General features: G+C 67.9%; 20 protein-coding genes and 7 pseudogenes. 11 read left to right on the top strand and 16 right to left on the bottom strand.

Annotated elements, in window-relative coordinates; genetic code table 11:
- Nucleotides 1–54: 54 nt before the first annotated feature.
- The 3 genes from ACIRQ7_RS30430 to ACIRQ7_RS30420 all read right to left on the bottom strand — a co-directional run bounded on the left by ACIRQ7_RS30430 (nt 55) and on the right by ACIRQ7_RS30420 (nt 3,415).
- On the bottom strand, nt 55–1,545 hold the full coding sequence (locus tag ACIRQ7_RS30430) for an MFS transporter (RefSeq protein ID WP_404265821.1): 1,491 nt from the start codon (nt 1,543–1,545) through the stop codon (nt 55–57).
- A gap of 956 nt (nt 1,546–2,501) precedes the next feature.
- Nucleotides 2,502–2,627, bottom strand: coding sequence for a hypothetical protein (locus ACIRQ7_RS30425; RefSeq protein ID WP_404265820.1), 126 nt, complete (start codon nt 2,625–2,627; stop codon nt 2,502–2,504).
- A gap of 329 nt (nt 2,628–2,956) precedes the next feature.
- A complete protein-coding gene (locus ACIRQ7_RS30420; RefSeq protein WP_404265819.1) occupies nt 2,957–3,415 on the bottom strand; it encodes a hypothetical protein in 459 nt (152 codons plus the stop codon).
- An 823-nt stretch (nt 3,416–4,238) separates the two neighbouring features.
- Here ACIRQ7_RS30420 and ACIRQ7_RS30415 point away from each other — a divergent pair.
- Nucleotides 4,239–5,459: a metallophosphoesterase gene (locus tag ACIRQ7_RS30415; protein ID WP_404265818.1), complete on the top strand. Its 1,221-nt coding sequence runs from the start codon at nt 4,239–4,241 to the stop codon at nt 5,457–5,459.
- Nucleotides 5,460–6,087: 628 nt separating this feature from the next.
- Here the strand turns inward: ACIRQ7_RS30415 and ACIRQ7_RS30410 are convergent.
- The 3 genes from ACIRQ7_RS30410 to ACIRQ7_RS30400 all read right to left on the bottom strand — a co-directional run bounded on the left by ACIRQ7_RS30410 (nt 6,088) and on the right by ACIRQ7_RS30400 (nt 9,106).
- Nucleotides 6,088–6,627 (bottom strand): GNAT family N-acetyltransferase, encoded by a 540-nt coding sequence (locus ACIRQ7_RS30410; RefSeq protein WP_404265817.1) that lies wholly within the window; start codon nt 6,625–6,627, stop codon nt 6,088–6,090.
- Between the two features lie 607 nt (nt 6,628–7,234).
- Nucleotides 7,235–8,365, bottom strand: coding sequence for a serine hydrolase domain-containing protein (locus tag ACIRQ7_RS30405; protein ID WP_404265816.1), 1,131 nt, complete (start codon nt 8,363–8,365; stop codon nt 7,235–7,237).
- Between the two features lie 69 nt (nt 8,366–8,434).
- Nucleotides 8,435–9,106, bottom strand: a complete 672-nt coding sequence (locus ACIRQ7_RS30400; RefSeq protein WP_404265815.1) for a DUF4097 family beta strand repeat-containing protein — start codon at nt 9,104–9,106, stop codon at nt 8,435–8,437.
- Between the two features lie 222 nt (nt 9,107–9,328).
- On the opposite strand from ACIRQ7_RS30400, the gene ACIRQ7_RS30395 reads away from it, so the two are divergent.
- On the top strand, nt 9,329–10,063 hold the full coding sequence (locus tag ACIRQ7_RS30395; RefSeq protein ID WP_404265814.1) for a helix-turn-helix domain-containing protein: 735 nt from the start codon (nt 9,329–9,331) through the stop codon (nt 10,061–10,063).
- A gap of 88 nt (nt 10,064–10,151) precedes the next feature.
- Here ACIRQ7_RS30395 and ACIRQ7_RS30390 read toward each other — a convergent pair.
- Nucleotides 10,152–10,358, bottom strand: a pseudogene (locus ACIRQ7_RS30390) (hypothetical protein); the annotation flags it as partial.
- A gap of 136 nt (nt 10,359–10,494) precedes the next feature.
- Here ACIRQ7_RS30390 and ACIRQ7_RS30385 point away from each other — a divergent pair.
- The 3 genes and pseudogenes from ACIRQ7_RS30385 to def all read left to right on the top strand — a co-directional run bounded on the left by ACIRQ7_RS30385 (nt 10,495) and on the right by def (nt 12,173).
- The gene (locus tag ACIRQ7_RS30385; RefSeq protein WP_404265813.1) at nt 10,495–10,695 is read left to right on the top strand and encodes a hypothetical protein; all 201 of its coding nucleotides are present in this window, start codon (nt 10,495–10,497) and stop codon (nt 10,693–10,695) included.
- 100 nt (nt 10,696–10,795) lie between these two features.
- Entirely contained in the window at nt 10,796–11,599 is an 804-nt protein-coding gene (locus ACIRQ7_RS30380; RefSeq protein ID WP_404265812.1) for a maleylpyruvate isomerase family mycothiol-dependent enzyme, read from the top strand.
- A pseudogene (def, locus tag ACIRQ7_RS30375) lies at nt 11,575–12,173 on the top strand (peptide deformylase). The gene ACIRQ7_RS30380 and the pseudogene def overlap by 25 nt, the downstream one beginning before the upstream one ends.
- 532 nt (nt 12,174–12,705) lie before the next feature.
- Here the strand turns inward: def and ACIRQ7_RS30370 are convergent.
- The gene (locus tag ACIRQ7_RS30370) at nt 12,706–13,176 is read right to left on the bottom strand and encodes a hypothetical protein (RefSeq protein WP_404265811.1); all 471 of its coding nucleotides are present in this window, start codon (nt 13,174–13,176) and stop codon (nt 12,706–12,708) included.
- A gap of 834 nt (nt 13,177–14,010) precedes the next feature.
- Between ACIRQ7_RS30370 and ACIRQ7_RS30365 the strand changes: the two genes are divergently transcribed.
- Nucleotides 14,011–14,979, top strand: a complete 969-nt coding sequence (locus ACIRQ7_RS30365; protein WP_404265810.1) for an aldo/keto reductase — start codon at nt 14,011–14,013, stop codon at nt 14,977–14,979.
- Between the two features lie 543 nt (nt 14,980–15,522).
- Here ACIRQ7_RS30365 and ACIRQ7_RS30360 read toward each other — a convergent pair.
- Nucleotides 15,523–16,457: pseudogene (locus tag ACIRQ7_RS30360) on the bottom strand (IS5 family transposase).
- Between the two features lie 51 nt (nt 16,458–16,508).
- The gene (locus tag ACIRQ7_RS30355; RefSeq protein WP_404265874.1) at nt 16,509–17,036 is read right to left on the bottom strand and encodes a DapH/DapD/GlmU-related protein; all 528 of its coding nucleotides are present in this window, start codon (nt 17,034–17,036) and stop codon (nt 16,509–16,511) included.
- 114 nt (nt 17,037–17,150) lie between these two features.
- Here ACIRQ7_RS30355 and ACIRQ7_RS30350 point away from each other — a divergent pair, with 114 nt between their 5' ends.
- Nucleotides 17,151–18,080, top strand: a complete 930-nt coding sequence (locus ACIRQ7_RS30350; protein WP_404265809.1) for a LysR family transcriptional regulator — start codon at nt 17,151–17,153, stop codon at nt 18,078–18,080.
- Here the strand turns inward: ACIRQ7_RS30350 and ACIRQ7_RS30345 are convergent.
- On the bottom strand, nt 18,006–18,296 hold the full coding sequence (locus tag ACIRQ7_RS30345; protein WP_404265808.1) for a hypothetical protein: 291 nt from the start codon (nt 18,294–18,296) through the stop codon (nt 18,006–18,008). The two genes, ACIRQ7_RS30350 and ACIRQ7_RS30345, sit on opposite strands and share 75 nt — an antisense overlap.
- A 345-nt stretch (nt 18,297–18,641) precedes the next feature.
- Here ACIRQ7_RS30345 and ACIRQ7_RS30340 point away from each other — a divergent pair, with 345 nt between their 5' ends.
- Entirely contained in the window at nt 18,642–19,673 is a 1,032-nt protein-coding gene (locus ACIRQ7_RS30340) for an MBL fold metallo-hydrolase (protein WP_404265807.1), read from the top strand.
- 205 nt (nt 19,674–19,878) lie between these two features.
- Here the strand turns inward: ACIRQ7_RS30340 and ACIRQ7_RS30335 are convergent.
- The 4 genes and pseudogenes from ACIRQ7_RS30335 to ACIRQ7_RS30320 all read right to left on the bottom strand — a co-directional run.
- Nucleotides 19,879–21,237, bottom strand: a pseudogene (locus ACIRQ7_RS30335) (IS1380 family transposase).
- A complete protein-coding gene (locus ACIRQ7_RS30330; RefSeq protein ID WP_404265873.1) occupies nt 21,170–21,625 on the bottom strand; it encodes a hypothetical protein in 456 nt (151 codons plus the stop codon). The pseudogene ACIRQ7_RS30335 and the gene ACIRQ7_RS30330 overlap by 68 nt, the downstream one beginning before the upstream one ends.
- 159 nt (nt 21,626–21,784) lie before the next feature.
- A pseudogene (locus tag ACIRQ7_RS30325) lies at nt 21,785–22,204 on the bottom strand (NUDIX domain-containing protein); the annotation flags it as partial.
- 133 nt (nt 22,205–22,337) lie between these two features.
- Nucleotides 22,338–22,489, bottom strand: a pseudogene (locus ACIRQ7_RS30320) (IS5/IS1182 family transposase); the annotation flags it as partial.
- Nucleotides 22,490–22,888: 399 nt separating this feature from the next.
- Here ACIRQ7_RS30320 and ACIRQ7_RS30315 point away from each other — a divergent pair.
- The 3 genes and pseudogenes from ACIRQ7_RS30315 to ACIRQ7_RS30305 form a co-directional block, all read left to right on the top strand.
- A pseudogene (locus ACIRQ7_RS30315) lies at nt 22,889–23,135 on the top strand (AraC family transcriptional regulator); the annotation flags it as partial.
- 43 nt (nt 23,136–23,178) lie between these two features.
- Nucleotides 23,179–23,301: a hypothetical protein gene (locus ACIRQ7_RS30310; protein WP_404265806.1), complete on the top strand. Its 123-nt coding sequence runs from the start codon at nt 23,179–23,181 to the stop codon at nt 23,299–23,301.
- Entirely contained in the window at nt 23,301–24,290 is a 990-nt protein-coding gene (locus ACIRQ7_RS30305; protein ID WP_404265805.1) for a glycine betaine ABC transporter substrate-binding protein, read from the top strand. Before ACIRQ7_RS30310 ends, ACIRQ7_RS30305 begins: the two co-directional genes overlap by 1 nt.
- Nucleotides 24,291–24,793: 503 nt before the next feature.
- On the opposite strand, the gene ACIRQ7_RS30300 is transcribed toward ACIRQ7_RS30305, so the two are convergent.
- Nucleotides 24,794–25,219 (bottom strand): DUF4267 domain-containing protein, encoded by a 426-nt coding sequence (locus ACIRQ7_RS30300; protein WP_404265804.1) that lies wholly within the window; start codon nt 25,217–25,219, stop codon nt 24,794–24,796.
- Nucleotides 25,220–25,510: the final 291 nt, after the last annotated feature.

The raw sequence follows: 25,510 nt of genomic DNA, 5'->3' as shown, positions 1-25,510 counted from the left end.
GCGGGCCAGGGCGGCGGCACCCGGGACCGGGTGCCGCCGCCCCTTGGGAGTGACTCAGTCGGTCTGGTTGTAGACCTGCTTGGGCAGGCAGAACATCAGGGCCCACATCAGGGCGAGGAGGCTGCTGACCCACCACAGAACGGTGAGGAACGCGTCGCGGTTGAGTCCGGCGTCGGACGAGCCGCCGGTGGTGGCGAAGAACGCCAGGGCGGTCAGCGCGGTGCCCAGCGCGATGCCCAGGTGCATGGCGGTGTTGAACAGGCCCGAGGCGGCCCCGGCGTCCTCGTGCGGGACCTTGGCCAGCGACAGGTCGGCGAGCGGGCCGCCGACCATGCCGAGGCCGAACCCGATCAGTACCACCGGAGCGGTCATCGCCAGCAGGGTCACCTCCGCCTGACCTCCGGCGGCCTGGAGTCCGTAGCCGGCCATCGCAGCGATCGTGATGAGGGCTCCGGCCTGCGGAAGGCGGCGGGCGAAGCGCCCGGCGCTCTTCGCCGCGATGGTCGCGCCGGACAGTTCACCGAGGGAGAGCAGCACGAATGCCCCGGCCGCTTGGAGCGGGCTCATGCCCAGGCCGCGCTGGAGGTAGAGGGTCCAGGTCATGAAGAACAGCCCGCACAGCAGGCCTTGCATCAGCTGCGCGGCCGTGCCGCCGGGGAACTGCCTGCCCCGGAAGAGGGACAGGGGCACGAGGGGTGCGTTGTTCTGCTTGCGCTGCTGGTGGCGCAGGAAGACGCCCAGCGCGAGGAGACCGGCGGCGAGCATGGCGAAGCACCACAGCGGCCAGTGGTGGAGGTGCCCCTCGGTGAGCGGGAAGATGATCAGGACGATGGCCAGTGCGGACAACGCCATGCCGGTCAGGTCGAGCCGGTCGGCCTTCTTCACCGTCGACTCGGGAATGAACGTGCGTCCCACGAAGATCACGGCGAGGCCGACGGGGACATTGACCAGGAAGATCGGCCGCCAGGACAGCCCGAACAGGTCGGCCTCGGTGAGCAGGCCGCCCATCACCGGGCCCAGGACGTTGGCGAGGGAGAGGACGGCCCCGTAGAGGCCGAAGGCCTTGCTGCGGTTCTGCCCCTCGAAGGTGACATGGAGGGTGGCCAGGACCTGCGGGATCATCAGGGCCACTCCTACGCCCTGGAGCAGGCGGGCAGCGATCAGTACGCCCGGTCCTGCAGCAAGGCCGCACAGCAGCGAGGCCGTGGTGAACACGACGGTGCCGATCAGGAGCATCCTGCGGCGGCCGTAGAGGTCGCCGAGACGCCCACCGGTGATCAGCCCGACGGCGACGGGCAGTGAATAGCCGGTGGTCAGCCACTGCAGTGCGGCCGGTCCTGCGCCGGTCGACTCCTGGATCGCGGGCAGCGCGGTCAGCACGACCGACTGGTCGAGGATGTTCAGAAGCTCAGCGCCCAAGAGCACCAAGAGGGCGGTCCAGGCCCCCAAAGCCATCTTCGACGGTCCAGGTGCGGGGTGGGTCGGCGGGTGGGTCGAGGGCGGGGTGGTGTGCTGCGGCTCGTTGCCGAGCGCGGAGGAAGACACGACGGGAAGACTCCTGATCCCAAGGATTCGGGGAGCCCTGCCGACAGCCGCACCGGGGCCGGAAAGCACGAAATCCGGGGCAGACGGCAGAGCTGCACCCGGAAAAGAAAACTGCGGGGAAGGGTGACGCAACTCAGGCCAGCGTGACGTCCGCCCCCGGACACGTGCGACACATCAGCACGCGGGGAACACGGACGACTACATGGCCTGGTTAATAAGACGTCACCTCAAGATCGGCACAGAAGGAACAGGAAATCCGGTGCACTGTCACCGAGACTTCGGCACAGGCACCTGATCACCATACGACACTCCCGGGCCCCGCCACACACCAAATAGCGGGCCCCTGCCTGTCCTACCGCGTACGGCGCCAAGCCCCACTGTCAGAAAGGGTCCGTCGCCCGAGCAAGATCAATGACAGTCGTACGGAGACCGCGAAGCACCGGTTCGGTTCGCAGAACCCGTTCGCGCTCAAAGGTGGGTTCGGGGTACTTCCGAGAATCGGCGCGCTCTCCCGGCTGGAGGCGGGCGTCGCCCTGCCCGCGCTGTACGGGCGGTTCCCCGGGGTGAGAGCATCCACGGGCAAGTCGGTCCCTCGAGAGGCTTCCCCGAGCGACGCCGACGACGTCGAGCACCACCCTGCGCGCACTGCACGGCCGACCCCGGTTGCCCGCCGACCGCGCTCCCGGCGCGCCGTGGCGCCCCGGCACCTCCGTCCCACTCGCCCTCGCGCAGCCCCCCCGACTGCCGACATCCGCATCGGGTACGCACGCTCCGTCCAGGCGCGTCCCTACAACCCACCCGGGCGGCTGCTGGCAACACCTCCCACGACGAGGTCGTGATCCGCACAACGTCCCGTCGCACGACCCCTATTGGCCGCCGCCTGGCTGTTCAGCTGATCCCACGCCTTGGCGGCCTCCGCGCCGGCGGAGCAACATCCATTTTTGCGGCAAGCGGGCCTACGGCACGTACTTCTCCCAGGCGCTCCAGCCGCCGGATTCGAGCTGGGAGTAGATCCGGGTGCTCCCCGCGGTGACCGCGTAGATCCGGTGCTTGCCGGTCGGCCGGATCTCGTATGTGTCCATGGTGTAGGCGGCTCCGTTGCTGACCCGGACGGGACCGTTACTGCTGCCCGAAATCCGGTACACGTAGGAGTTCGGCGGGCTGACGAAGAACACTTCGTCCCTTGTGCCGTCGCGATCCCAGTCGGCATTCACCCACTTACTTCCGCACACCACGGGAACGCGGTGCCCGAATGCCTCGATCCGGCACCGAAATTCCGAGAACGGGCTCTGCGTAGTGGCTTGCGCGGGCGCCGCCGTTATGGCGATCACCCCCATGACGCCCACGGCCAGCGCCAACGTGCGAGAGTTCACTGTTCATTCCCCCTGTGATGACCGGCGTACGGGATCGGCTAGCCGCCCAGGTGCGGATTCCGCACCCATTTCGTGTGATGCTTCTCCTTGGTCCGGGACCCGAAGAGCTCGACACGTGCATAGGCCAGCCGCTCGTCCTGCGCGAAGTAGGTGAGGAAGGCGTCACGCCATTGCTTGCACGCCTTGTCCCCGATCGGAACCTGGAACATCGACGGGGCAGTTCTGACGCTCGCGGCACCGCCCATGGTGACGTACCCCTGGAGTTGGGCCGTCGCCTGGTCCTTGTCCCCCGGCGTCGCGTCGCACAACTGCAGAGTGATGTCTTCGAGGCGGTTGGTGTTCGCCCACGCGCCGCTCCAGTCCACCCTGATGTCACCGGCCGTTCCCGAGGGAAACTGTGTAGCGGCCAGAGCAGACCCGGTCAGCGCCGTCGTTGATATGGAGATGGCCACAGCGATTACGGCGATCCCCTTCGTCGCGGTCCTCTTGATTCTCATATGGCAGTCCATCCCCCGAAGTTGGTCATGTGGCCTTTCCTATCGGCCAGCGAAGACGCTAGCAGCGGTTCGTATACGGGGATAGGAGGAGTCAAAATCCGGAGCGCAACCTTCCCCATATTCTGACGAGTGGCGTACCACCCGCATCACACTTCCCAGCAGCATCGGGAATTCCTCAAACTCCGGCGCCGCAGCCCCGAGCCGGTCGTTCGCCCTACTGCCGCCCGCCGCATCGGGAACTACAAAACGCGCCCGCCTGTGACACGCCCTCGCCCGACGTTCTCGATGCGGATGCGGCCGAGCAGGCGCTGGGCCGCCGTCAACGCACACCGCCGTGTCAGTCTGCGCCGACTGCACCGTCATCTGCGGGACCACCTCACCGCCTTGACCTCCGGCGACCCGTAATTCCGCCCTCCCGCCCTCCCTGCATCCTCTGCAACCGAACGGGTGCGTAGCAGCGGTGAACGTGGATCGTCCGCTGTGCCAGAGCTGCTACGCCGCAGCTCGTTGCGCGGCATGAGCCTGCAGCGTGTCCTATCAGCTGTGAAGTCTTCGGCCGTGCTGCGGGTGAGGGGCAGGGTGGCTGCCGTGGCGAGCTTGGCACTCGCAGTGCATTCTCGGCGGCGAGCGTGTCAGTGTCGTTGTCGACGGCGTTGATGTCGTCGAAGCGGTTGGGCAGTGCCTCGGCTACAAGGCCGCCCCTATGCCGATGTCCAGGAGGCGGCGGAGACTCGTCTGGCTCGATCAATGATCGGCAAGACGTCTGCTGGGGCAACGGGATACATTGCGCGCGTCGACAGGCTGGCTACTTGAGGGGGGAAGCGTGACCAACGCCGGCGAAGCCCAATCCGCGGACGATTCAGCGCATGCGACCCAGCAGAGCGGACTGCGTCACCTGATGCGCTACATCCTTTTGATCGCCCCCGTCCTGCTGTGGGCCGTGCCTTGCTGGGTGCTGCTGTACGCAGGCCAGAACTATCCGCTTCCCGTGGCGCTGGGCGGCACCGCCCTTCTCGGCCTCGGTCTGATCGGTATGCCGCTCGCGATGGTGCGCGGCCACGGCCGGCGGCAGCAGGACTGGGCGGCGATCGTCGGGGACACCCTCCTTGGGGTCAGCTGGGTGCTGTTCACCTGGTCCGTCCTGCTCGGCGTCCTGCTGCGCCTCGTCCTGACCGTGGCCGGAGCAGGCGGCGGGCAGAACCTGGCCCGGATCGTCACCTGGACGGTCCTCGGTGTAGCCGCCGTGCTGCTCGCCTGGGGGTACGCCGAGGCTCGCCGGGTGCCACGGGTGCGCCGCCTCGACGTACAACTCCCGCGCCTGGGAGCCGGATTGGACGGCACCCGCGTCGTCCTCATCACCGACACCCACTACGGCCCGCTCGACCGCGCCCACTGGTCGGCGCGGGTCTGCGCGACGGTCAACACTCTGGAGGCCGATCTGGTCTGCCACACCGGCGACATCGCTGACGGCACGGCCGAACGCCGCCGCGCCCAGGCCGCTCCGCTCGGCACCGTGCGAGCCACCCGGGCCAGGGTCTACGTAACCGGAAATCACGAGTATTACAGCGAGGCCCAGGGCTGGGTAGACCTGATGGACAAGCTGGGTTGGGAGCCGCTCCGCAACCGTCATCTGCTGCTCGAACGCGGCGGCGACACCCTTGTGGTCGCCGGCGTGGATGACGTCACCGCGGAGTCCTCGGGCCTGGACGGTCACCGCGCCCACCTCGCCGGAGCCCTGAAGGGCGCCGACCCAGGACTGCCGACCCTGCTCTTGGCCCACCAGCCCAAGTTCGTCGACCAGGCCGCAGCCTCCGGCATCGACCTCCAGCTTTCCGGCCACACCCACGGCGGCCAGATCTGGCCCTTCCATCACCTCGTTCGCATCGACCAGCCCTCCCTCGCCGGCCTCAGCCGCCACGGCACCCGCACCCACCTCTACACCAGCCGCGGCACCGGTTTCTGGGGCCCTCCGTTCCGCGTCTTCGCCCCCAGCGAGATCACCCTTCTCGTACTCCGCTCCCCCCAGCGGCCCCTCACGCCCTAACACGGAACTCCTTCCGTACGTTTCCCCTTGGAGGCTGCCGACCACGTCACCGCTGTCCTGGACGCACGGGAGCGCGGGCTCGACGTGACCCAGATCCATGGGCCTGACACCGCGTCGGAGCAGGCTCGTGGGTTCGCCGAGCGCGGGGTACCGATCAGCAAGCTGCCGCGCGCCTCACCGACGACTTGCCGCTGATCAACGCCACTGATCAACGCCGCTACGCTCCAGCTGATCGCGACGGGTTTTCGCGTAAGCCGACCGCAGCTCGGAGCAGGTGGTCGCGGCCTACCAGGAGGAGCGCGACCGTCGGGTGCTGCGGCGGCTCGTCCTGGGGAACGAGGCGAGCAGCCGGATCAGCATCACGCCCCACGTGGCCCGCACGGCACCGGAGTTGGCGGATGTCTGTGCCGAGGAATTCGCCGACCTCGTCGCTGTCGACCTCGCCGCTGTCGACCTCCTTGGCTCCGTCTTCCACGACGGGGAGGCGCGTCCGTCGGCGGACGCGGCGGTGCTGTGGCGCGTCGCCCGGAGGTCGACCCTGGACGGCTGCTCGCAGCGAGATGGGCATTCGCCGGGGCGGACGCCCCGCTTTCTCCCGCGGCCTGGCCAAGCGACCGAGCCGAGAGCGTCAGACCCTCTCGCCACGCGCGATTCGGTACAGCACGTTCGGACGCAGTGGCCCTTCGGTCGCGGTGGGGTCGTCGAAATCGTCAGCCGGGTCTCGCGTCATGCCGATCCGGCGCATCACTGCTTGGGAACGGAGGTTGGTAGCAGTCGTCACTGCAAGGATCTCGGGAAGTTCAAGCGTTTCGAAGCCGAAGGACAGGCCGGCCAAGGCGGCCTCGGTGGCGTAACCATGGCCCCAGGCCGCGCGCGCGAGCCTCCAACCGATCTCTACCCCCGTGAACGGCATGCCATCATCCACCCGGTCCAAACCCGCGAAGCCGAGGAACTCGCCCGTGGCCTGCAATTCAACTGCCCACCATCCGTAGCCTCGCTGGGCGAAATCGGCCTGGAACTGCGCCACGGAGGCATCGCTCTGTGCACGGGTGAGCAAGTCGCCCAAGTGCTTCCGAACCTCGGGATCAGCATTCATCGCCGCCCACGGTTCAAGGTCGGACTCTTGCCATCGACGGAGCACGAGACGATCGGTATGCAGTTCAGCCATGTTGCCAGCCAACGTGAGCGCTATCCCCAAGGCAACCCATTTCTTGGGGGCTGCCACGGCCGCTCAGAAGGAGATGCACGGCTGGCTCCACGATTGACGAATGGGACGGGATGATCGACGGGAGGTGGGAGGCAATCGCCTCCCACCTGGCAAACGACCCATCACCCGACCGCATGAAGTACCTGATCCGCCCGATCGCCTTGCCCGTCGACGCACCGCCGACCGAGACCGGCACCGACATCACCGCCGCAGGCAGTCAGAGCCCGGGGCCGGTAGCTGGACCAAGTCCACCACTGTTCCCGTGCCCGGTTTTCCGCGAGGCCCAACCCGCCCGACCAATCGCGCCACCGAGAATGTTGATGCACTTCCTTTGCGTCAACGGCGGTCTCGGGGGCCTTCAGCGGGCGTAGGGCGCCAGGCAGGTCAGGCAGGTCAGGCAGAAGGAGTGGCGCCGTCTGTTGATGCGGTGCCGCGGGTCGCGGTTGCACTTCGACGTCGACTTGCCGCAGCGCGCGGTCCGGGTGGACGTGGTCGTCCATGCCGGCGGGCGTCGGCCAGGTTGAGCGAGCCGGCTCGGCCTGGGCGGGTGCACGCCGCTCCAGCCTGCCTAGTGAGCCGGCTCGGCCGCGTCAGCTGACCCGGCCTGCCCGCCGCCGAACACCTCCTTGACGAGCCTTTGCGTCGTCTTCTGGAACGGCACCGCCAGGGACAGTGCGGCGTCATCCACATAGTTCAGCGCGGCGGTCAGGGTCTTGCTGCCGTCGGGCGTGCTGTACATCAGCGCCCCGTGGCCCGCCATGCCGCCGTTGTGAGTGATGACGGTGCCGCCGCTTTCGCCCACGTCCTGCACGAACACCCCCAGCCCGTAGCCGACCTTGGGATGCGGCTTGCACATCTCGGCCAGGAGCGGGGCAGGCAGGAGCCTGCCGCCCATCAGTGCGGAGATGAACGTGTGGAGGTCCTGAGTGGTCGAGATCATGTCTCCGCCGGTGGAGATCCAGGAGGGGTTCTGGCGGGTGACGTCGACCGTCTTCTGGTGGCCGGCGTCCTCGTACCGGTAGTAGGCGTGGGTGTGCGGTGCGGGGATTTCCGGGCTGGTTTCCGGCAACACGGTGTCCGACAGCCCGAGCGGCCCCAGGATCAGCCGCTGCATCCCTTCGGCGAGCGAGCGGCCAGTGACCTTCTCGATCAGCAGCCTGGCCAGCACGTAGTTGGTGTTGGAGTAGCTCCAGTCCGTCCCCGGCTCAAAACGCGCCGGCTTGGACAGCGCCAGCCGTACCAGCTCTTCCGGCCGGTAGGTCTTGAACCGGCTTTCCACCCACTCCTGGCCCGCGGTGGTGGCGGGGATCCCCGGCGCGAACGTCCCGTCGTCGTAGTACTCGCCGGTGAAGTTGAACACCCCGCTGGTGTGCTGCAGCAGCATCCGCACTGTGATGTTCGGCCCCAGCCCGAACTCGGGCAGGTAGTCGGCCACCGGGGCGTCCAGCCCGATCGTGCCCTCGGCCACCAGTTGCAGCACCACGGTCGCGGTGAAGGTCTTGGTATTACTGCCTATCCGGACATGTCCGTTCGCCGTCGGTTTCGCGGTCTCGCCCAGCTTCCGCACCCCGGCGCTGCCGGCCCACTCGCCCCGCTCATCGTGCACGCGCATCGTCACGCCGGTGAAACCGAACTCGACAATCTCCTCGAGGGCCTTCTGCAGCTCCGGGCGGTCCTGGTCGGTAAGAGTGAGGGACATGGTGGGGTACTCCTTTGGAATTGTGACGAAATTCAATTGGCCGGACGGGATCGCCGCGGGGCGCGCCTCTTACAGGCTGCGGGCGCTGATGTCGCCGTGGGCGGTGGTCGCGTGGATGCTCAGGGCAGCGTCCGCGCCGTCGCTGCTCTTGAGCGCGTTGTGGATCCGGCCATAGGAGGTGCCGGCGTCCAGGGAGGCGGAGACTCCGCGGGCGGCACCGACCGAGATCTCGCCGGACTCGGTGCGCAGCGTGACCGTGCCGCGCACGGCCTCGGTGATGCGCAGGTCGCCCTTTTGGGTGCTGATGTGTGCGGGGCCACCCAGGCGGCCGACCGAGACGTCGCCGGACTGAAGAGTCAGGCGGGCGCTCGCGGCCTCATCGAGCTTGACCGAGCCCTGCGCGCTCTCGAAGGCGACATCGCCGAGCCGTCCTACGCCCCGGAACTCGACGAGGGCCGCCTTCGCCTCGATCCGGGAGCCGGCCGGCAACTGGACCGTCACCTCGATGAATCCGGAAGGGCCGAGGATCTGGTTCTTCGCCTCCGGGGCCTTGATCCGCAGGATGCCGTCGCCATATGCGACCTCGGTCTGTTCCGCAGCCTTCACGTCGCGGCCCTTGCGGGAGTTGACAGGGCGGACCTCGACGGCGGTGTCGGCCCGGTCGGCGGCGATGAACTGGACGCGGCCGGCGGGGATGTCGAGGACGGCGGTCAACGGGGCGGGAGTGTCGAACGTCTGCATCGCGTTTTCCTTCGGCTCGTTGTTTCTGATGATGAAAAAGCTACGTTGCATTTCCAGATTCGGCAATCGACTCGTTGCGCGCGATCTCCATAACCGCAGGTGGAGATAGTAATTTTGTTGCAATGGTTGGGAAATCTAATGCAACAACCTGCGGCAGTTCGTTGCAATGAATGGAGGGTGAACGCTATCCTGGAGACACCACGGACCATGAAGGAGACCGCGATGCCGGGAGGCAGACTCACCCAGCAGGAACGCCAGCAGATCGCGCTGGGGCTGGCCGACGGGCTCGCCTACGCGGAGATCGCCAGGCGTCTTGAGCGTCCGACCTCGACGATCACACGTGAGGTGATGCGCAACGGCGGCCCCACCACCTACCGCGCCGACCTCGCCCACCGCGCTACCGAACACCGCGCCCACCGCCGGAGAAAGGCCGCACCCCGGGACCCCAACACGCCCCCGCAGGCCCACGGACGCGACGCCGAAGCCGTACGCGAATACGAGGAGACGTTCACCACCGTCTTCATGCAATCGGGCCTGCCCAAGATGACGGCCCGGGTGCTGGCCAGCCTCTACACCACCGATGCCGGCAGCCTCACCGCCTCCGAACTCGCCGGAGGCCTCCAGATCAGCCCGGCGTCCGTCTCCAAAGCGGTCACGTTCCTCGAAAGCCAGGGCCTCATCCGCCGGGAACGCGACGAACGCCGCCGCGAACGCTACGTCGTCGACGACGACGTCATGTACCAATCCACGATGGCCAGTGCCCGGTCCACCGCCCACCTCGGCGAGGTCGCCCGGCAGGGCGTCGGCATCCTCGGCCCCAACACCCCGGCCGCCGCCCGCCTGGAGAACATCGCCCGCTTCGTCGACTTCGTCTCCGAGAGCATCGCCCGCGCCGCGGACCAGGCCCGCGAGATCCTCCACACGAAACCGGAAACGACCTCGGAAGGCTCTACCTGAGACACCTTCAGATCGCGGGCAGGCAGCCTCGACGACCACCGCCGGAGCATCGGCCGATTTCGGGACGCACCCCAATAGCCGGTACTCCTCAACCACACCAAACAGCGCCGGCAAACCGCCGCAGCCGTAGCCCGCTCAAGCTCGCCGTCGTCTTCATCGTCTTCCCGCTTGCCGCGGCCGGGATGCGCAGCGGGCGCAGGCCGCCTCCGCCCGGAGTTGAGGCGCGGAAGCTGTAGCGACCCAGTGCGTCGAGGTTGGCGTGCCGGAGCGGGGAGAGCCGGGCGACGTCCTCGTTCAGCGCGTCCGCTCACGCTCGTCGGCTCGCAGCACCCGCAGCTGCTCGACGAACGGTGTGGCTGCACCGGCCGGCGGGCGCCTGGCCAAGCATGCGGCGCACGGCGGGGTGACGAAGTCGGTGACCGACCCGCTCGGTGCGGCCCCCCCCCGAATCGACGGCGCCGCCCGGCGACACCAACGGCCGAGGGTCGGACGCCTTCGGCGCCAAGTGGTTGGTGCTGAACGCCTCCGGTGACAAGGTGGAGGGCCCACAGAGCGGCAGCCCCATCCTCCTGCCCAGTGAGGTTCTCAGCGACCTTCTCGGCGAGAGCGGCGACGGGGGCGTCGGTTCCTGAGACCGGACCGGTAGACCGCGACGGCGGCACGCTGTGGCAGTCTTCGGGATGAGGCCCGGCCGGCCAGGCGGCCGGACCACCGATGTCTAGGACGCAACAGATGAACGTGCCGGATCCGGGGCGGACTTCCTCCCACGTCACCCGTAGCGAGGCCATCGCCGCGGAGACCGCGAAGTTCGTGGCCGCACTCGCGGGCGCGAGCCTTGCGACCCCGGTCCCCAGCTGTCCGGGCTGGACGCTCCTCGACCTGGTCAGGCACACCGGAAGCGTGCAGCGGCGATTCTCGGCGCTGCTGCGGGAGGGCCTCCAGGAACCCCCGCGCAGCCGCGAGATCGGGGAGCTGCGGCTGCCGGATCACGAGGACGGCTACCCGGAATGGTTGACGGCCAGTGCGGCCGAGGCGGCCGAGACCTTCACGACCGTCGACCCGGACGCCCCGATGTGGGCCTGGGGTGCCGATCAGCACGCCCGGTTCTGGGTACGGCGGATGCTGTTCGAGACGCTGGTGCACCGCACCGACGCGGAAACCGCTGTGGGCATCCGGCCCACCGTCGACCGGGAGCTGGCGGCCGACGGCGTGGACGAGTTCCTGGTGAACCTCCCCTTCGCAACGTCCTTCGCTCCCGAGGTGGCCCGTCTCCGTGGCCAGGACGAGACCCTGCACTTCCGCTGCACCGACAGCGAGGCGGGCTGGCTGGTCCAGCTGCGGCCCGACGGCTTCGGCGTCGAACCGGCCCACGGGGACCCGGCGGCGGCAGCAGCATCGGCCGACGCCGCCGTCCACGCAACCGCCGCCGATCTGCTACTCCTCGTCTACGGACGCCTCGACCGCCGCTCGGACGCCTTCACGGTGCACGGCGACCATGATCTGCTCGAGCGCTGGTTCGCCCACTCCGCGTTCTGAGAGCTGAGAGCCGGGGCGCTGTGCGTCGCATCACCGTCGTTGGGGAGGAAATTCTGCGGCGGCAGTGCCGGGAAGTCACGCAGTTCGGTACGCCGGAACTGGCGCAGATGGTGGACGACATGTTCGCCACGAACCAAGTAGCGGAGGGCGCAGGGCTCGCCGCCAACCAAGTCGCCGTGGATCTGGAGTTGTTCGTGTGGGACATCACGGACGAGTGGGGGTACGGCACGTCGGGCACATCGCCAATCCCGTCCTGGACGAGGTGCCGACCGAGCAGCGCAGGCTGGTCGAAGAACCAGAAGGGTGCCTGTCCGTTCCCGGCCCCTACCGTATGGTGCCCCGCCCCGACTGTGCTGTCGTACGAGGCCGTGACAAGGAAGGTAAGGCGCTGGTGATCGAGGGCAGGGGCTGCTTCGCCCGGTGCCTGCAGCACGGGACAGACCACCTTCACGGTCACCTGTATCTGGACAGACTGGCCCAGCGGGAACGCAAGACAGCCCTCCTCAAGATGGATGCGTCCAAGGAAGAGATGTTCGCCCGGCGTGCCGCCCTGGCCAAGAACCTGGGCAAGTAACGCCACTCCCCCACATATTCAGAGATCCCCCTACCGACGAACCGCCGAGCCCGCCTACTCCGGCGAGCGCTGAGCTGTGCCGGCTCTCCCCCACGTCTTCCTGCATGCCGAGGTCGCGCAGGGGGTGCAGGCCAAGCAGAGGAGTGAGCCTCCCCGACTCGCGACACGCTCGACAAGGCCCCGACCGTCCAACGTCTCCACAACTACTTTCCGTGGGGGCCAGACCCAGAATCCCAACTCGTCTGCATGCTGGGTTAGTTCGCACGCCGTGCCGCGAGTACCTGCGGCGACGCGGTTTCCGGCGCACGATTCCGGTGAAGTTCGACAGCCAGGCCGCCCGTCTGCGCAAAGGCTCACGCGGCGGTCGCCCACCGGCTTCGACGAGGGACGCTGCAAGAAGAGCAACACCGTCGAACGGGCGATCAATCGCCTGAAAAAGCTCCGGGCCGCCGCCACCCGCTACGGCAAGCGCGGCTCCGCCCACCTTCGCACCGCCACCGCATCAGCCCTCACCATCCGGCTACGAACTTGTTCACCCGGACAGGTCCTGGCTAGGGGCGGTGCGGCGGACGCGGCTCGCCAGGCGGTGAGCAAGTCGGGCGGCAGCGACAAGCGCCGCGCGCTCCCGGGGCCGGAGGTGGGACGGACCCACCATCGGTGCCCGTATCACGCACAACGCGAAGAGCAGCTGGCCCGTAACGACAAGGGGCAGGGCAGGCGGGAAAGGGAGCAGGAACCAGAGCGGGAGCATCAGGAGCCCGGCCAGCGGACCCCGGAAAGCCACGCCGGTGCGGGTGTTGACCTGCCCGTAGACGAAGCTGATCAGGATGGACGGCACCCACATGAGCAGGAAGAGGCCCGACCATTCGTCCAGGATTTCCACCGACAGCGACACATCCACAGTCACCCAGGTGACCACGAAGGTGACGGTGTAGCGGACCGCCAGCTCGACGAGCCGCAGTCCGGCGTCCCCCAGGTTCCGCAACGGTGTCCTCGCGTCCACGGCCTGCTCCCCTCATGTCATGCCTGATGGAGGCGGCACGCCGGTGCGGCGGCCGTCGCGTGACATCCTTCCAGACTTTATTGAACATGTTCAATTCTGAGGGTGATCGCAACGGTCCGCAGCCCTGGGCCCAGCGGTCGGCCCCGCGGTTCTCGGACCCCTGTCCGGGGTCCATACCGAGGGGGGATCCATACGGAGGGGGCGCGGGAAACAAAAGAGGGCGAGCCTGTGGTGGAGATCCGGAAGCGGGAGCCCTCCCCTCCATGCGGGGAGGGCGCAAGGAACACGGCTGCGTCACGCGTCTGGTCGGTCCACCACAGGACCTTTTTCGCGGAACTCGCGTCTCCCTCGGATTCCCTCAACTCATCTCTGGCATATCAGTAGGCCATACAGAATCGGCCAGACCTCGCCGCGCGGGAACGCGCTCCACTCGACGAGACGGTCGCCTTCCTCGACTGATCGCGACCACCAAGTGCGTGCTGACCACCTCCCCCGGGAGGAACTCCGGCCGGCAGACTGCGATCGTGACAACACCTCAATCGATCAACTATGTACGGGTCGCTGAAGTACTCGTGGTGAGGTCATCGGGGCGGTAGGGACAGGTCCGGTCCGAACGATCGGCAACAGCACGCCCACGCCCTGGAACGTACGGGACGGTGTGCGTGCTGGCTGATTGGCTGCGCGCAGCCGGGAGTCGGCACCGGGTCCGGCGTCGGCTCCCGGCACGGCACGAACGGCCCTAGCGGGCCCCCTTGCCCCGGCAGGGCCCCTGGGCCCCTACGTCCGGTCGTCCGATGGCGGCCGGAGGCGACGATATGCGGAGGAGTACGACGGATGGAATACGTGAAGTTGGGTGCCACAGGGTTGGACGTGTCGCGGATCTGCGGGGGCTGCATGAGCTTCGGAGACCCTGACCGCGGCACTCACTCCTGGACCCTGGACGAGGAGTTGGCCCGTCCGCTCATCCGGCAGGCCGTCGAAGCCGGGGTCAACTTCTTCGACACCGCCAATGTCTACTCCGCCGGCTCCAGTGAGGAGATCGTCGGGCGGGCCCTGAAGGACTTCGCCCGTCGCGACGAACTCGTACTGGCCACCAAGGTCTGCGGGACCACCCATCCGGGGCCCAACGGCAAGGGCCTCTCCCGCAAGGCGATCATGTGCGAGATCGACAACAGCCTGCGTCGCCTGGGCACCGACTACGTCGACCTGTACCAGATCCACCGATGGGACCCGTACACGCCGGTCGAGGAAACCCTTGAGGCGCTGCACGATGTGGTCAAGGCAGGCAAGGCACGCTACATCGGCGCGTCTTCCATGCACGCCTGGCAGTTCTCCAAGGCGCTTTACACCGCCGAACGGCATGGCTGGACCCGCTTCGTCACCATGCAGAACCACTACAATCTGCTCTACCGCGAGGAGGAGCGCGAGATGCTGCCGCTCTGCGCGGACCGCGGCATCGGCGTCATCCCCTGGAGCCCGCTGGCGCGGGGCCGGCTGACCCGGGACTGGGACGTCACCAGCGCCCGCAGTGGCACGGACGAATTCGGCAAGCGGCTCTACCAGGACGGGGACCGTCATATCGTCGAAGCCGTCGCCCGCATCGCCGAGGCCCGCGGACTCCCACGCGCCCGGATCGCGCTGGCCTGGCTGGCGTCGCGGCCCGCGGTCACCGCGCCCATCGTCGGGGTAACGAAGGCCCACCACTGGGACGACGCGCTGGCCGCCCTCGACATCGAGCTCACCCCGGAGGAGGTCCAGCAGCTCGAAGCGCCGTACGTGCCGCACGCGGTGGCCGGATTCTGACGGCCGGGCTCCCGGCAGCCCCGTTCCGGCCGGCCCGCCCGGTCAGTCCCCGGCCGTTGCCCGGCGCCGCGCTCCAGGAACGCGCGCTCAGCGCTGTGGTCCGTCCGGGCGATCACCTCCTGGAGCACGCGCCCCCACCCCGAACCGGTGCCCGCGACCGCTCGGCCCGGGCAGCCAAGCAACCGCAGGACCGCGCGCGACCTTGTAGGGCGACCGCCGCGTAGATCCGGTCCCCGTTCACCGACGGACGCATGTGCGCGCACGAGCCCCGCGAGCCTGCGATCAGTCCTGCTCTGCCTGGAGGGGACGATCGGCAAGGGTGCTGCGCAGGCCAGTTCGGACAGCCGCCTGGGCTTGTTTCGTTGGGCGTGATCTGAGTGTTGTGTGGTGGTGCGGCTGGCGCGCGACCACAGCCCCAGCGCATGGACGGGCCGGCAGTCCCTCCGGGTGAGCCGTTCCGGCACTTCCACTGCGATGGTCGGCCCGCCCTCGGCCACGGACCGGATCGGTCGGCAGCACCGGCTCGACCCGGTCCAGATGGCATCACTGATCGCTAAGGCGTGTCCGGTAGAGGCGAGCCCAGACCAGCACTGCGGCGAGGACCGCAGCCGAGTTAGACGATCGCGAGCTTGTCGAACGTCGTAGCCAGACCCGCCACTGCTTGAGCAGGGCGGAGGACCGCTCGACCACGTTGCGGTTCTTGTAGGCCACCGGATCGAGCTGCGGCGGACGCCCGCCTGCTGAACCGCGGCCGCGACGGTGCTCCTGCTGCTCACGCCGCTCAGGGATGACCGCCGTGATTCCCGCGGGCCTTGAGCGCCGTTCGAAACGCGCGGGAGGAGTAGGACTTGTCCCCGAGCAGCACGGTCGGGGTTGTACGTGGACGGCCTGCTCCCGTCCTGGGGACTCGCAGGTCGCCCAGCAGCAAGGGCAGGGAGTGGCCATCGTGCGCCTGCCCGGGCGTCACGAGGACGGCCAGCGGTCGGCCCTGCCCGTCCACGGTGTGGTGGGGCTTCATGGTCAGCCCTCCGCGGGAACCGCCGATTGCGTGCCCGGCGGGCTCCCGGTGGGCGTCGAGGCCCTGCCCTTGGGCTGCGGCTCGGCTCTTCTCGGGGCGGCGGGGGTTGGTGGCGTGGTGGTGGGCTCGGGTGGCGGTGGAGTCCACGGCCACCCGCCACCCGCCACGGCCACCGCCAGTCGATCAGCCCGTCGTGGTCCGCGCGGGCGAGCAGGACGCCGAGCACGCGGTCCCAGGCCCCCTCGGCAGCCCAGCGGCGGTGGCGGGCCCACACGGCCTTCCAGGATCCGAACCCACCTGGGAGGTCTTGCCAAGGAATACCGGTGCGGTACGGGTAGCCGAGCACCTTCAGAATGCGGCGGTGATCGGCTCACGGCCTGCCACGACGTCCGGTACTGGAGGGCAACAGAGGTCGGACTCGGTCCCACTGCCGGTCAGCCAGCCAGGCGTGACGAAGCATCAGGATCAGACCGAGAGGTGCTGCTCACCCGGTCCAGCAGCCCGGCCGGGCTCAGTCGATCTTCTTGATCACCCGGGCGGGCACTCCCGCGACCACGGTGCCGGCAGGAACCTCACGAGTGACCACCGCACCGGCAGCGACCACCGCACCGGCACCGATGGTCACCCCCTGCGTGATCACGGCAGCCGTCCCGATCCAGACGTCGTCCTCGATGACGATCGGGGCGAAGGAGAGGTACTCACGGCGCTCAGCCAGGGGCAGTGGATGGCCTCCGGTGATGAGGCTGACCTTCGGGGCGATCATGACGCCGTTCCCGATACGGATGCCTCCCTTGTCCATGAAGGTGCATCCCTGGTTGACGAAGACGTTCTCCCCGAACGTCGTGTTCAGCCCGTACTCGGTAAAGAACGGCGGGTAGATCACCACCGATTCCGGCAGCGGGCCACCGAACACAACAGAAAGGAGTTCCGCGCGACCCTCGTTGTCGCTGAACGGAAGCACGTTCAGTCGAGACGTCGCATCAGTCACCTCCACGATCCGCTCCGCATGACGCGCGAACTCAGGCGTCTGGACATACATGACCTGCTCTGTGCGGGTAGACATGCGCTGATCCCACCACCGCGCGGAACTCTCGATCAAACAACCCTGCATCACGCCAGCCACAACCAATAGTTGTGGACGTAGGATGGAAGCGTGGATGTTGAAGCGCTGCGGACGTTCGTGGCCGTCACTGAGACCGGCCAGTTCCAGGCTGCGGCCGACGAGCTGGGGATCAGCCAGCAGGCGGTCTCCAAGCGGATCGCGAGCCTGGAGAGGCACATCGAGGTGACGCTCCTGGTGCGAACCTCCCGAGGCTCCCGGCTGAGCGTGGACGGGCAGGTCTTCTTGTCACACGCCAAGAAGGTCCTGGCGGCCATCGAGCAGGCCGAGCAGGCCGTGCGCCCCGGAAGCCGTCCCTTGCGCGTCGATGTCCTCAATCGGCGCATCTGCCCGGCTCAGGCCGTCTACCGGTTTTACCGCTCCCGCCCCGAGATGGATCTGGACGCGGTCACGCTGAGCAAGGAGAACGCCGCCCAGGCCGCCCAGGCGGTGCTCGACGGGACCGTCGACGCGTCCTTCCGTGCCCTGCCGGCAGATCAGGTCCCGGCCGGGATCAGCGCCGAACGACTGCTGGACGCACCCCTGGAGCTCCTGGTCGGACCCGGCCACCCGCTGGCTGACGCGCCCTGGATCAGTCCTTCGGACCTGGCCGGCCACCGCATCTGGATCCCCGGGATCAGGCCGGGCACGGAGTGGGCCGCGTTCTATCAGGCGCTGTCCGAGGCCTTTGGCCTGAGCATCGACGCGCTCGGCCCCAACTTCGGTGATGAGGCCCTGATGGACGCGCTGGCCGACTCCGCCTCTCTGGCCACCCTCGTCGGCAGCGGGGACCGGTACCTGTGGCCCCAGAGCCACGACCTACGGCGCATTCCGTTGCACGACCCGACCCCGGTCTACCCGCACGTGCTGCTGTTCCGCAGCGGAGACCAGCACCCCGTACTGACCGCGCTACGCGACCATCTGTGCACCGCAGGCCCGCGAATCCCGCACGACGTGTGGGCGCCGGGCTGGGTAAACCACTGACCAGACGACCGAATTAACAGACAGGCCATGGTCGCCGTATTTGCGGGTGTCGTACTCGTCGTCAAGTTCGGCGAGCCTTTCGGTCAGGGCCAGTTGGTGCCCATGGCGGTGGTGGATCCTGAAGGTGAAGTCCCGCGGCGTCAGCTCGCCGACGAGCACGCGACCTTCCTCGCTCGACTTGACCGTGAAGCTCATGCGGCCGGCGATCGTGGACACCGGCAAGATCCGTGGCAAATGCGGACGCCGTACTGCCCTCGCCCGGGCCAAGCCTGTTGTTGACGAGCCAGGCCGCGCCGTGACTCTTGAGGGGTTCGACGTGGTCGCCGATGCTGACGGCATCGGCCGGCCCGAGCGCGCGCCTCGCTCTGCCACGGCCCCGGTTGGATGGGGATGCTGCTGCGCACCTGCTGATAGGCCCGGCCCACGATGCCTTCTGGCTTTTGGACGATCATCCGAGCCGTTACCCCGTCGAGCTGTAGGGACTGTCCATTTCCCTCTGCGCAGAGCATTGCTCTACTGATCCCGCCGTTGCGGCTGTTCTGCACGTCGGAAGGAACCACCATGAGCGAAATCGCCCGCCGCCCCTTGCTCGCGGGATCTGTTGCCCTTTCTCTCGGCGTCATGGGCTGCACGTCCGGGAAAGCCTCGCCCGCCGGCGCGACTGTTTCCGGAAGCGATAACCCGCCCAAGGTGAAGGTCTATCTTCTCGGCACCGGAGGACCGGAGATGACGACCACTCGGCAGGGAATGTCGACCCTCATCGAGGCCGACGACCGACGATTCCTTTTCGACGCCGGCCGTGGAGCCACGCAGAACATGTACGAGTCCCGGGTCCACCCCAAGGACGTCACCAAGGTCTTTCTGACCCATCTGCACAACGACCACTACGAAGACCTTCCGTCTCTCTGGCTCAACCCGTGGTTCATGTACGGACGCAAGGAACGGATCGAAGTCTGGGGCCCGCGGGGAACCGCCGGAATGGTCAACGGGATGCGGGCGATGTACGCGCACGATGTGGACCACCGCGCGAACGACCTCTTCAAGAAGGAAGACCTGGACATCCGCGTCCACGAGATCGAACCGGGCGTCGTCTATGACAGCGATGGCATCAAGGTGACCGCTTTCACCGTGGAACACCATGACGGAAATCCCGCCTTCGGCTACCGCTTCGACCACGCGGGGAAATCCGTTCTTCTGTCGGGCGACACCACCTATGAGGAGCACGTCGTCTCGCACGGTAAGCATGTCGATGTGCTGATCCACAATGTGGTGGCGCTCTCCGAAGAGATCACCAAGTCAGGTAAGTTCAAGGCCGTTGAGGCGAAGCTGACCACACCCGAACAGGCGGCCCGGGTATTCTCCAAGGCACGCCCCCAGACAGCGGTCTACTCTCACATCGTGAAGAAGGGACTGCACGGAGAGAACGGCGACAAGGTCATCCTGGAACGGACCCGGAAAGCGGGATACCACGGTCCGTTGCACATGGCAGTGGACAGGATGACGATCGAAATCGGCGACAGGGTGACAGTGAAAGCCCCTCTCTCCATCGAACACCTACCTGACCTGGACGGACCCGAAGTCCGACTCACCTGACCCCGAACCTGGCGCATTCCGACACACAAGTGGAGACTCCTTAACCTCGAACTTTCTTGACGGTCTGCCGTCGGAGTCGGCGGACCGTTTCGCTTTCGGTGGCTGAGGGCGGGCAGGCCGACAGCCCAAGTGTCACCTCGGGTGGGCGCCGGGTTCCACTGCTCCGGTAGGAGTGGTGCTCCTCGTAGGTACGTAAAGTAGCTGGTCAGCCGGGCTTCGGTAGGAGAGCGAGCCGTGCGAGAGCTACGGTGATCTCGCCGGTCCACGGCCAGTGACGGGCGATGCGGAGGATGCGAAGCCGGCAGGTCGTGACGAGCTGAGCGGCTGCAGAGAAGAGCGGAGCCCAAGCCGGCGGGGCTCCCAGAGCCGGGCCTCGCCGGCAGTTCGAGCATGGGCATCCAGACCAGCAGGTCGAGCGCCATCTGGATGATCGCCAGCCAGACCTTGTTCTGCGCGGTGTCGATCAGGGGCAGGTTGCGCATTCCCGTGGCGCGGGCGGCCCGGATCCGGTCCTCGGCCCGGGCCGCAGCCGGTGACGGAGCGCATGTGCGGCGATGGGACGACCGGCAGTGTTGGTGGCGAATCAGGTGATCCGCAAGCCGTCCGCCTCCGTGACCCTCAACTGGGCGCCGGTATGGGGCCGTTCCTTGCGGACGATCAGCCGCATCCCTCTCGGTCAGCCCACGATCAGATCGCCGGTGAGTTCGGCGACCCAGGCCCGTCGCGGACCTCGCCGCCGGTCTCGATGACCGGGGTCCAGGCGACTCGGGAATCTCCAGCACGTGCGTGTGGATGGCCTGGGTGATCACCATGCCAACGGAGCTGGACAGCCAGCGCCCGCGCTGGGCGAGCGAGGAAACGACTCGTGGGTACCGCCCACGGAGTCGCAGCGGATGAGGGTCTGCCGTCCGCGCCGGTATTTCTTGGGCAGTTGGGCGAGGCGAGGCGAGCGGTGGTGATGTGGTCGGCGGCGGTGTTCGAGCCCGCGTTCCCAGGCCGAAGGAGAGCGGCGACGGGTTCGCCGGTCCCGCCCGGCCCGTGGTCGACGAAGGCCATCAGCGGGTGGTGGCCGTAGGTCTTCTTCCAGGTCGGGGCGGCACCCTGCGTGTCGGAGTGGGAGACGACCAATACTCCGTCCAGGTCCATGATCGCCTGCCCACCGGTGTCCGGTGCCTGGCTGCCGGCCAACAACCAGGCGCGGGCCCGGACTTCGTGCCGGGCGGAGCGGATGGCGTTCAGTGCCTTCTCGTCCGCGGTGGCGAGGGTGCCGATCAGGTGGGAGACCACGGGGGTCGAGGGCGATCGCCCCGAACACGGCCGGCTCGGCCCGCAGCATCGCGATGTCGGCGAGGCATTCCCCACCAAGCGCGACCGCCAGCGCAAGATCTATGGGTGTAGGCGCGAGGTTCATTCCTCCGCAGAAAACACGAGAGCCCCCGTCCTCCTGGTCGCGGTGGCGGGGGCGCTGCGTGTGCTGAGGCTCAGGTCTGGCAGCGTCAGGTCTGGCACTGGGAGGTCGCGGCGCTGCTCCAGTTGGACCAGGCGCCCCCTGCGGGCCTGACATGGACGCGGATCTCGACCTTGACGTTGACCGGGCCGCAGACGCGATCCGTGTTGCCGATGGCGATGGGGCCCACCGTGGACCGTCGCTGGACGACGGTACGCCCGTTGCCGATCTTCACCCAGTGACCGCCCGAGACGACGCGGAAGTACGCCTCGTACTCGACCCCGGAGGCGTGCGGGCGCGTATTCGTCAGGACCGTGTGCGCGGTGATGTTGCGCATGAAGACGTGGCCGTCCTTCCACCTCTCCGCGCTGATACAGCCGTTACCGGAGATGCCCTGGGTCGAGACGGACCCGCCGCAGGCGATGGCGGCGGCGTGGGCGTCGGCGGGGAGGGCAAGCGCGGCAACGACAGCAGCGGCCACGACAGTTCCCGTACGTTTCAGCATTCCGGTACTCCTTTGGGTGGGGTGCGGTCGGCGAGCGGCAGGGCGAGGGGACCGCCGGGGAGGTGTAACCGGCCGTCCTGCGCGGCCCGGATCGCCTAAGTCCATCGGCCACCAGGACAGCTTGAAGTCCTCTTCGGTGTCGTTGAGTTCCTGTGATTCGAGCGTGAGGTGTTCGGCGAGGAACAGCGACAGGCGGGCGTTGCTTCCGAGGGTGCTCGCGTAGGTGCCGAGATGCTGCCACCGGGTGGCCTCGGCCCCGGCCTCTTCCTTCAGCTCCCGCCGCGCACAGTCCTCGGGAGTCTCCCCGGATCGCGCCGGCCACCCGGAAGGAAAAACTCCCCGTGTTCGGCGCTGCGGGAGGACAGGACGGCTACCCGGCCGTCTTTGGTGAAGGCGACGACCACGGAGGCGTCCTGAAGCTGGGGCATGGGCTCGCTTCCGTGAGGTAGGCGGTGATGATGTCGGCGAGTTGGGCGGGGGCGTTGCGTCCGTGTCGATGATGACGCCTGTGGGGTCAGCCGCGGCGATTTTACCGAAATTGGTGCGGAGTCGTGTCAGCCGGCCGGAAATGTTGACCATGTCGCCGTCCTGGTAGTAGTCCTGTTTTCCGGCCATACGGTCGCGCAGAGGGGCGTCCGTGCACCGCAGGTAGAACGTGTGGTCGGGCTGGACAAGGTACGGGCGGAACGGTTCGACCAGTTCCTTCACCTGCTGTGTCGCGCCTGCGCAGGTACACCAGGCCGACCAGCGCACGCTGGTGCGGCGGGAGCTTGCAGCGGCGGTCACCCTCGCGGGTGACGATGAGCATGGTGACCCACTCGACCGGGGCGTGGGGCAGGTTGAGTGCGGCAAATACGGAACCAACGGGGCTTCTGTGCCTGCCGGTTGAGACTTCGAATCCCCCAGCGGCACGGGAGCGTCGTGCGTTGTGCCCCCCGCCAGCGTCACCCGATCAGTGGCCACTCTGAAACAGCTCAGCGCTTCACCTGGAAAGCGCTCTTCCCCTTGCAACCAACAGGGCCCTCAGCAGGTCCTGTCGTTACGGGTCAAGGGCGCTTTCCGTGCTTATGATCAACCTCTGGACAGCCCACCTCATGAAAGCGCGAGGTTAGTTAAGGCTGCTCATGTCCGCGGCTCTCGGGCAACGCCCGCTACGACCCCGGGCACGGTCTGCGGACGAATTCCGGCCCAGGGGGCGCGCCTTCCCGGTCGGCGGAGAGCAAATGGCCGGCCCCGATCAGGGTGGGGGCAAGCGTGTCGACGCCGCCCTGGCGCGCCGCGAAGCTGTCCGCGTCGACCATGCCGCCCACCGCCTGGTCGCGGGTGACGGCACGGCCCAAGTCCCGGCTGACGCCGACTACACCGACCAGCCCACCTGCATCGTGACGTCCTGGAGTTCACCGGGACAGCCCCCGCGGCCGTGGCCGGCGAGCCGTTTCTCGCCGTTGACGGATTGAGCGGGCGTGCGCCGTCGGGATTGCACAGTGCTGAAGAGAGGATCTCGCCATGAGCCGCAAGGCCCTGCGAAAGGGGCAGACGGACGGTACGGTGCGTTGGCGGCTCCGCGGCATCGCCGGTTCGCGGAGCCACGGACGGTCGCCATGGCGCTGATCATGGACTGGCTGGGGACGCTCGTCGAATTGCTGCTACACCCACGCGGCCTGGAGGTCGACTGATGCGCCTGGCCCAGATACGGACGGCCGTCGCGGGCGCGGGCGCCCTGCTGCTCGCCGCCGCGGGGCTGAGCGGCTGCGGACTGACCAGCGGCAGCCCGCTGGCCGACTCGGTGCGGCCCGGCTCCATCGGGAAGGGGCGACCGCTGGTGGGCGCCCAACTGACCGTGACCTCAAAGGAGTTCACCGAGCAGATCATTCTGGGCCAGATCATGGGGCTGGTCTTCAAAGCGGCCGGCGCGGAAGTTCTGGACCGGACGAACATCCAGGGCTCGATCGGTGCCCGCGAGGCGGTCAAGTCCGGCGCGGCGGACGGGATGTACGAGTACACCGGCACGGCCTGGATCACCTACCTCGGTCACAGCAAGCCGGTCGTCGACCCGTACGAGCAGTGGGACGCCGTGCGCGAGGAGGACCGCCGCAACGGCATCACCTGGCTGCCCGCCGCCCCGCTCAACAACACCTACGCACTGGTCGCGAACCAGGCGAATGCGAAAAAATACCGGCTGCGCACACTCTCCGACGTGGCGCGTCTGACGAAGAAGGACCCGGGCGCGGCGACGATCTGCGGCGGAAGCGAATTCTCGGTGCGCGCGGACGGCCTGCCGGGCGTGGCGAAGACGTACGGATTCGCCCTCCGGCCCGGGAACTTCAAAAAGATGGACGACGGCGTCGTCTACACCCAGGTCGCTGAGGGCGCGGCCTGCGCCCTCGGCGTGGCGGCCACCACCGACGGCCGCATTCCCGAACTCAAGCTGAAGGCGCTGGAGGACGACCGGCACTTCTTCCCCAACTACAACGCGGCACCCGAGATGAACAGCGCCACAATGAAGAAGTATCCCGCCATCGCCGACCTCCTCACCCCGATCACCAAGCGGCTGACGGGGGCGGAAGCCCAGCGGATGAACGCGCGGGTGGACGTGGACGGGAAGGACCCGCACGAGGTGGCGAAGGACTGGCTGGTGCGGGAGGGCTTCATCCGGGAAGACTGACGGATGGGTTCGCACAAGCGTCCGACGAGCAGGAGAAGAGCGCCCTGCCACTCGCGTAGACGCTGCCGTCCGGAGGGCGGGGACGACATGATCCGAACGACGCGCCCTGTGTTGAGGGTCAAGCCGGAACCCGCACGCTCGTCGACGCCAGGGCGACGCTCACGATCCACTTCGGTCCTCACCACGTCCGAGAATTCACGAACCCGCGCGCTTCCCCGCAACTTCCCCGCGAAGATCGCTTGCTGGAAGGCTGTCAGTCCCTCGCAGAGAGCGGACCGCGTATCGGTGGCGCTTCGTGGGGCCGATGTACCAAAGGAGGGCGTTCGTGTCGCTCTGCAGGGCATCTGGAGACCGCCCCTGGGCGACGCGTCGAACCGGTGCGCTGTCACCTGCAGTTGCAGCTGGATACGCTGCCTGGCATTTCCCAGCGGACGCTGACACGCGTATACCGGCGCGCGCCCAGGTGGCCCGGCCAGGGTCCGGGCCACCTTGGTCCGATGGGATCAGGCGGGCTGCGGGGCGAGCGCCGCCGGAGCGGGCGCGGCCTTGCGGGTCTCGCGCATTATCAGCAGGCCGTTGACCACCATCAGCGTCGCGGTCAGGCCGTGGACACCGAGCGCGGTGGCCACGGAGCCGTGGTGGGCCAGCACGGTGGTCATGTCGCCGTACGCGGCGAGGGCCTCCACCAGCAGCACCCAGCCCAGCGCCCGGCGGTGGCCCGTCACCAGCAGGATGCCCAGGACCAGGGCCAGGACGACGTCGCGGATTCCCTTGACGATCAGGAAACCGTCGCCGTCGCCGGACTGCCGGCTCGGCAGGCCGAAGCCCGGCGCGGTCATCTCCGGGCTCAGGATGAACTCCGTCCCGAACCAGAGGATGAAGAGGATGAAGGCGGCGGCCAGGACGGTGTTGATCTTCTTCAGCGACATTGTTCTTCTCCTTGCGAGTCTTCGCCGGCTTGGTGAGCTTCGTGGAGCTTGCTGAGTCGTGTGGGGCCTGATCAGGCCGCGCGGACGCGGTTGATCGAGGGGCGTGGCTGGACGGGATCGCCGTTGTGGGGTCTGCGGCAGCTGCATTCCCGGATGTCGGGATTTCGGTGGCCACTTGCCGCCCGGGGAGTGGGGATTGTGCGCCACCGGCGCGGGGGCGGCCCGCGGGGTCAGAAATCCGAAGCCCTGTCGGGCTCACCCCGACGGGGCGAAGGCTGTCGGCATACAGGG

Source organism: Streptomyces sp. NPDC101393, from assembly GCF_044767385.1.
GTDB lineage: Bacteria > Actinomycetota > Actinomycetes > Streptomycetales > Streptomycetaceae > Streptomyces.
The sequence above is the reverse complement of the archived record's forward strand: the minus strand, read 5'-3'. Positions and strand labels throughout refer to the sequence as shown.

Coding starts and splice junctions, on each gene's coding strand:
- ACIRQ7_RS30425 (WP_404265820.1), bottom strand. CDS start 2,627: ATGGACACATACGAGATCCGGCCGACCGGCAAGCACCGGATCTACGCG.
- ACIRQ7_RS30420 (WP_404265819.1), bottom strand. CDS start 3,415: ATGAGAATCAAGAGGACCGCGACGAAGGGGATCGCCGTAATCGCTGTG.
- ACIRQ7_RS30410 (WP_404265817.1), bottom strand. CDS start 6,627: ATGGCTGAACTGCATACCGATCGTCTCGTGCTCCGTCGATGGCAAGAG.
- ACIRQ7_RS30405 (WP_404265816.1), bottom strand. CDS start 8,365: ATGTCCCTCACTCTTACCGACCAGGACCGCCCGGAGCTGCAGAAGGCC.
- ACIRQ7_RS30400 (WP_404265815.1), bottom strand. CDS start 9,106: ATGCAGACGTTCGACACTCCCGCCCCGTTGACCGCCGTCCTCGACATC.
- ACIRQ7_RS30395 (WP_404265814.1), top strand. CDS start 9,329: ATGCCGGGAGGCAGACTCACCCAGCAGGAACGCCAGCAGATCGCGCTG.
- ACIRQ7_RS30380 (WP_404265812.1), top strand. CDS start 10,796: ATGAACGTGCCGGATCCGGGGCGGACTTCCTCCCACGTCACCCGTAGC.
- ACIRQ7_RS30365 (WP_404265810.1), top strand. CDS start 14,011: ATGGAATACGTGAAGTTGGGTGCCACAGGGTTGGACGTGTCGCGGATC.
- ACIRQ7_RS30355 (WP_404265874.1), bottom strand. CDS start 17,036: ATGTATGTCCAGACGCCTGAGTTCGCGCGTCATGCGGAGCGGATCGTG.
- ACIRQ7_RS30340 (WP_404265807.1), top strand. CDS start 18,642: ATGAGCGAAATCGCCCGCCGCCCCTTGCTCGCGGGATCTGTTGCCCTT.
- ACIRQ7_RS30330 (WP_404265873.1), bottom strand. CDS start 21,625: ATGCTGAAACGTACGGGAACTGTCGTGGCCGCTGCTGTCGTTGCCGCG.
- ACIRQ7_RS30305 (WP_404265805.1), top strand. CDS start 23,301: ATGCGCCTGGCCCAGATACGGACGGCCGTCGCGGGCGCGGGCGCCCTG.
- ACIRQ7_RS30300 (WP_404265804.1), bottom strand. CDS start 25,219: ATGTCGCTGAAGAAGATCAACACCGTCCTGGCCGCCGCCTTCATCCTC.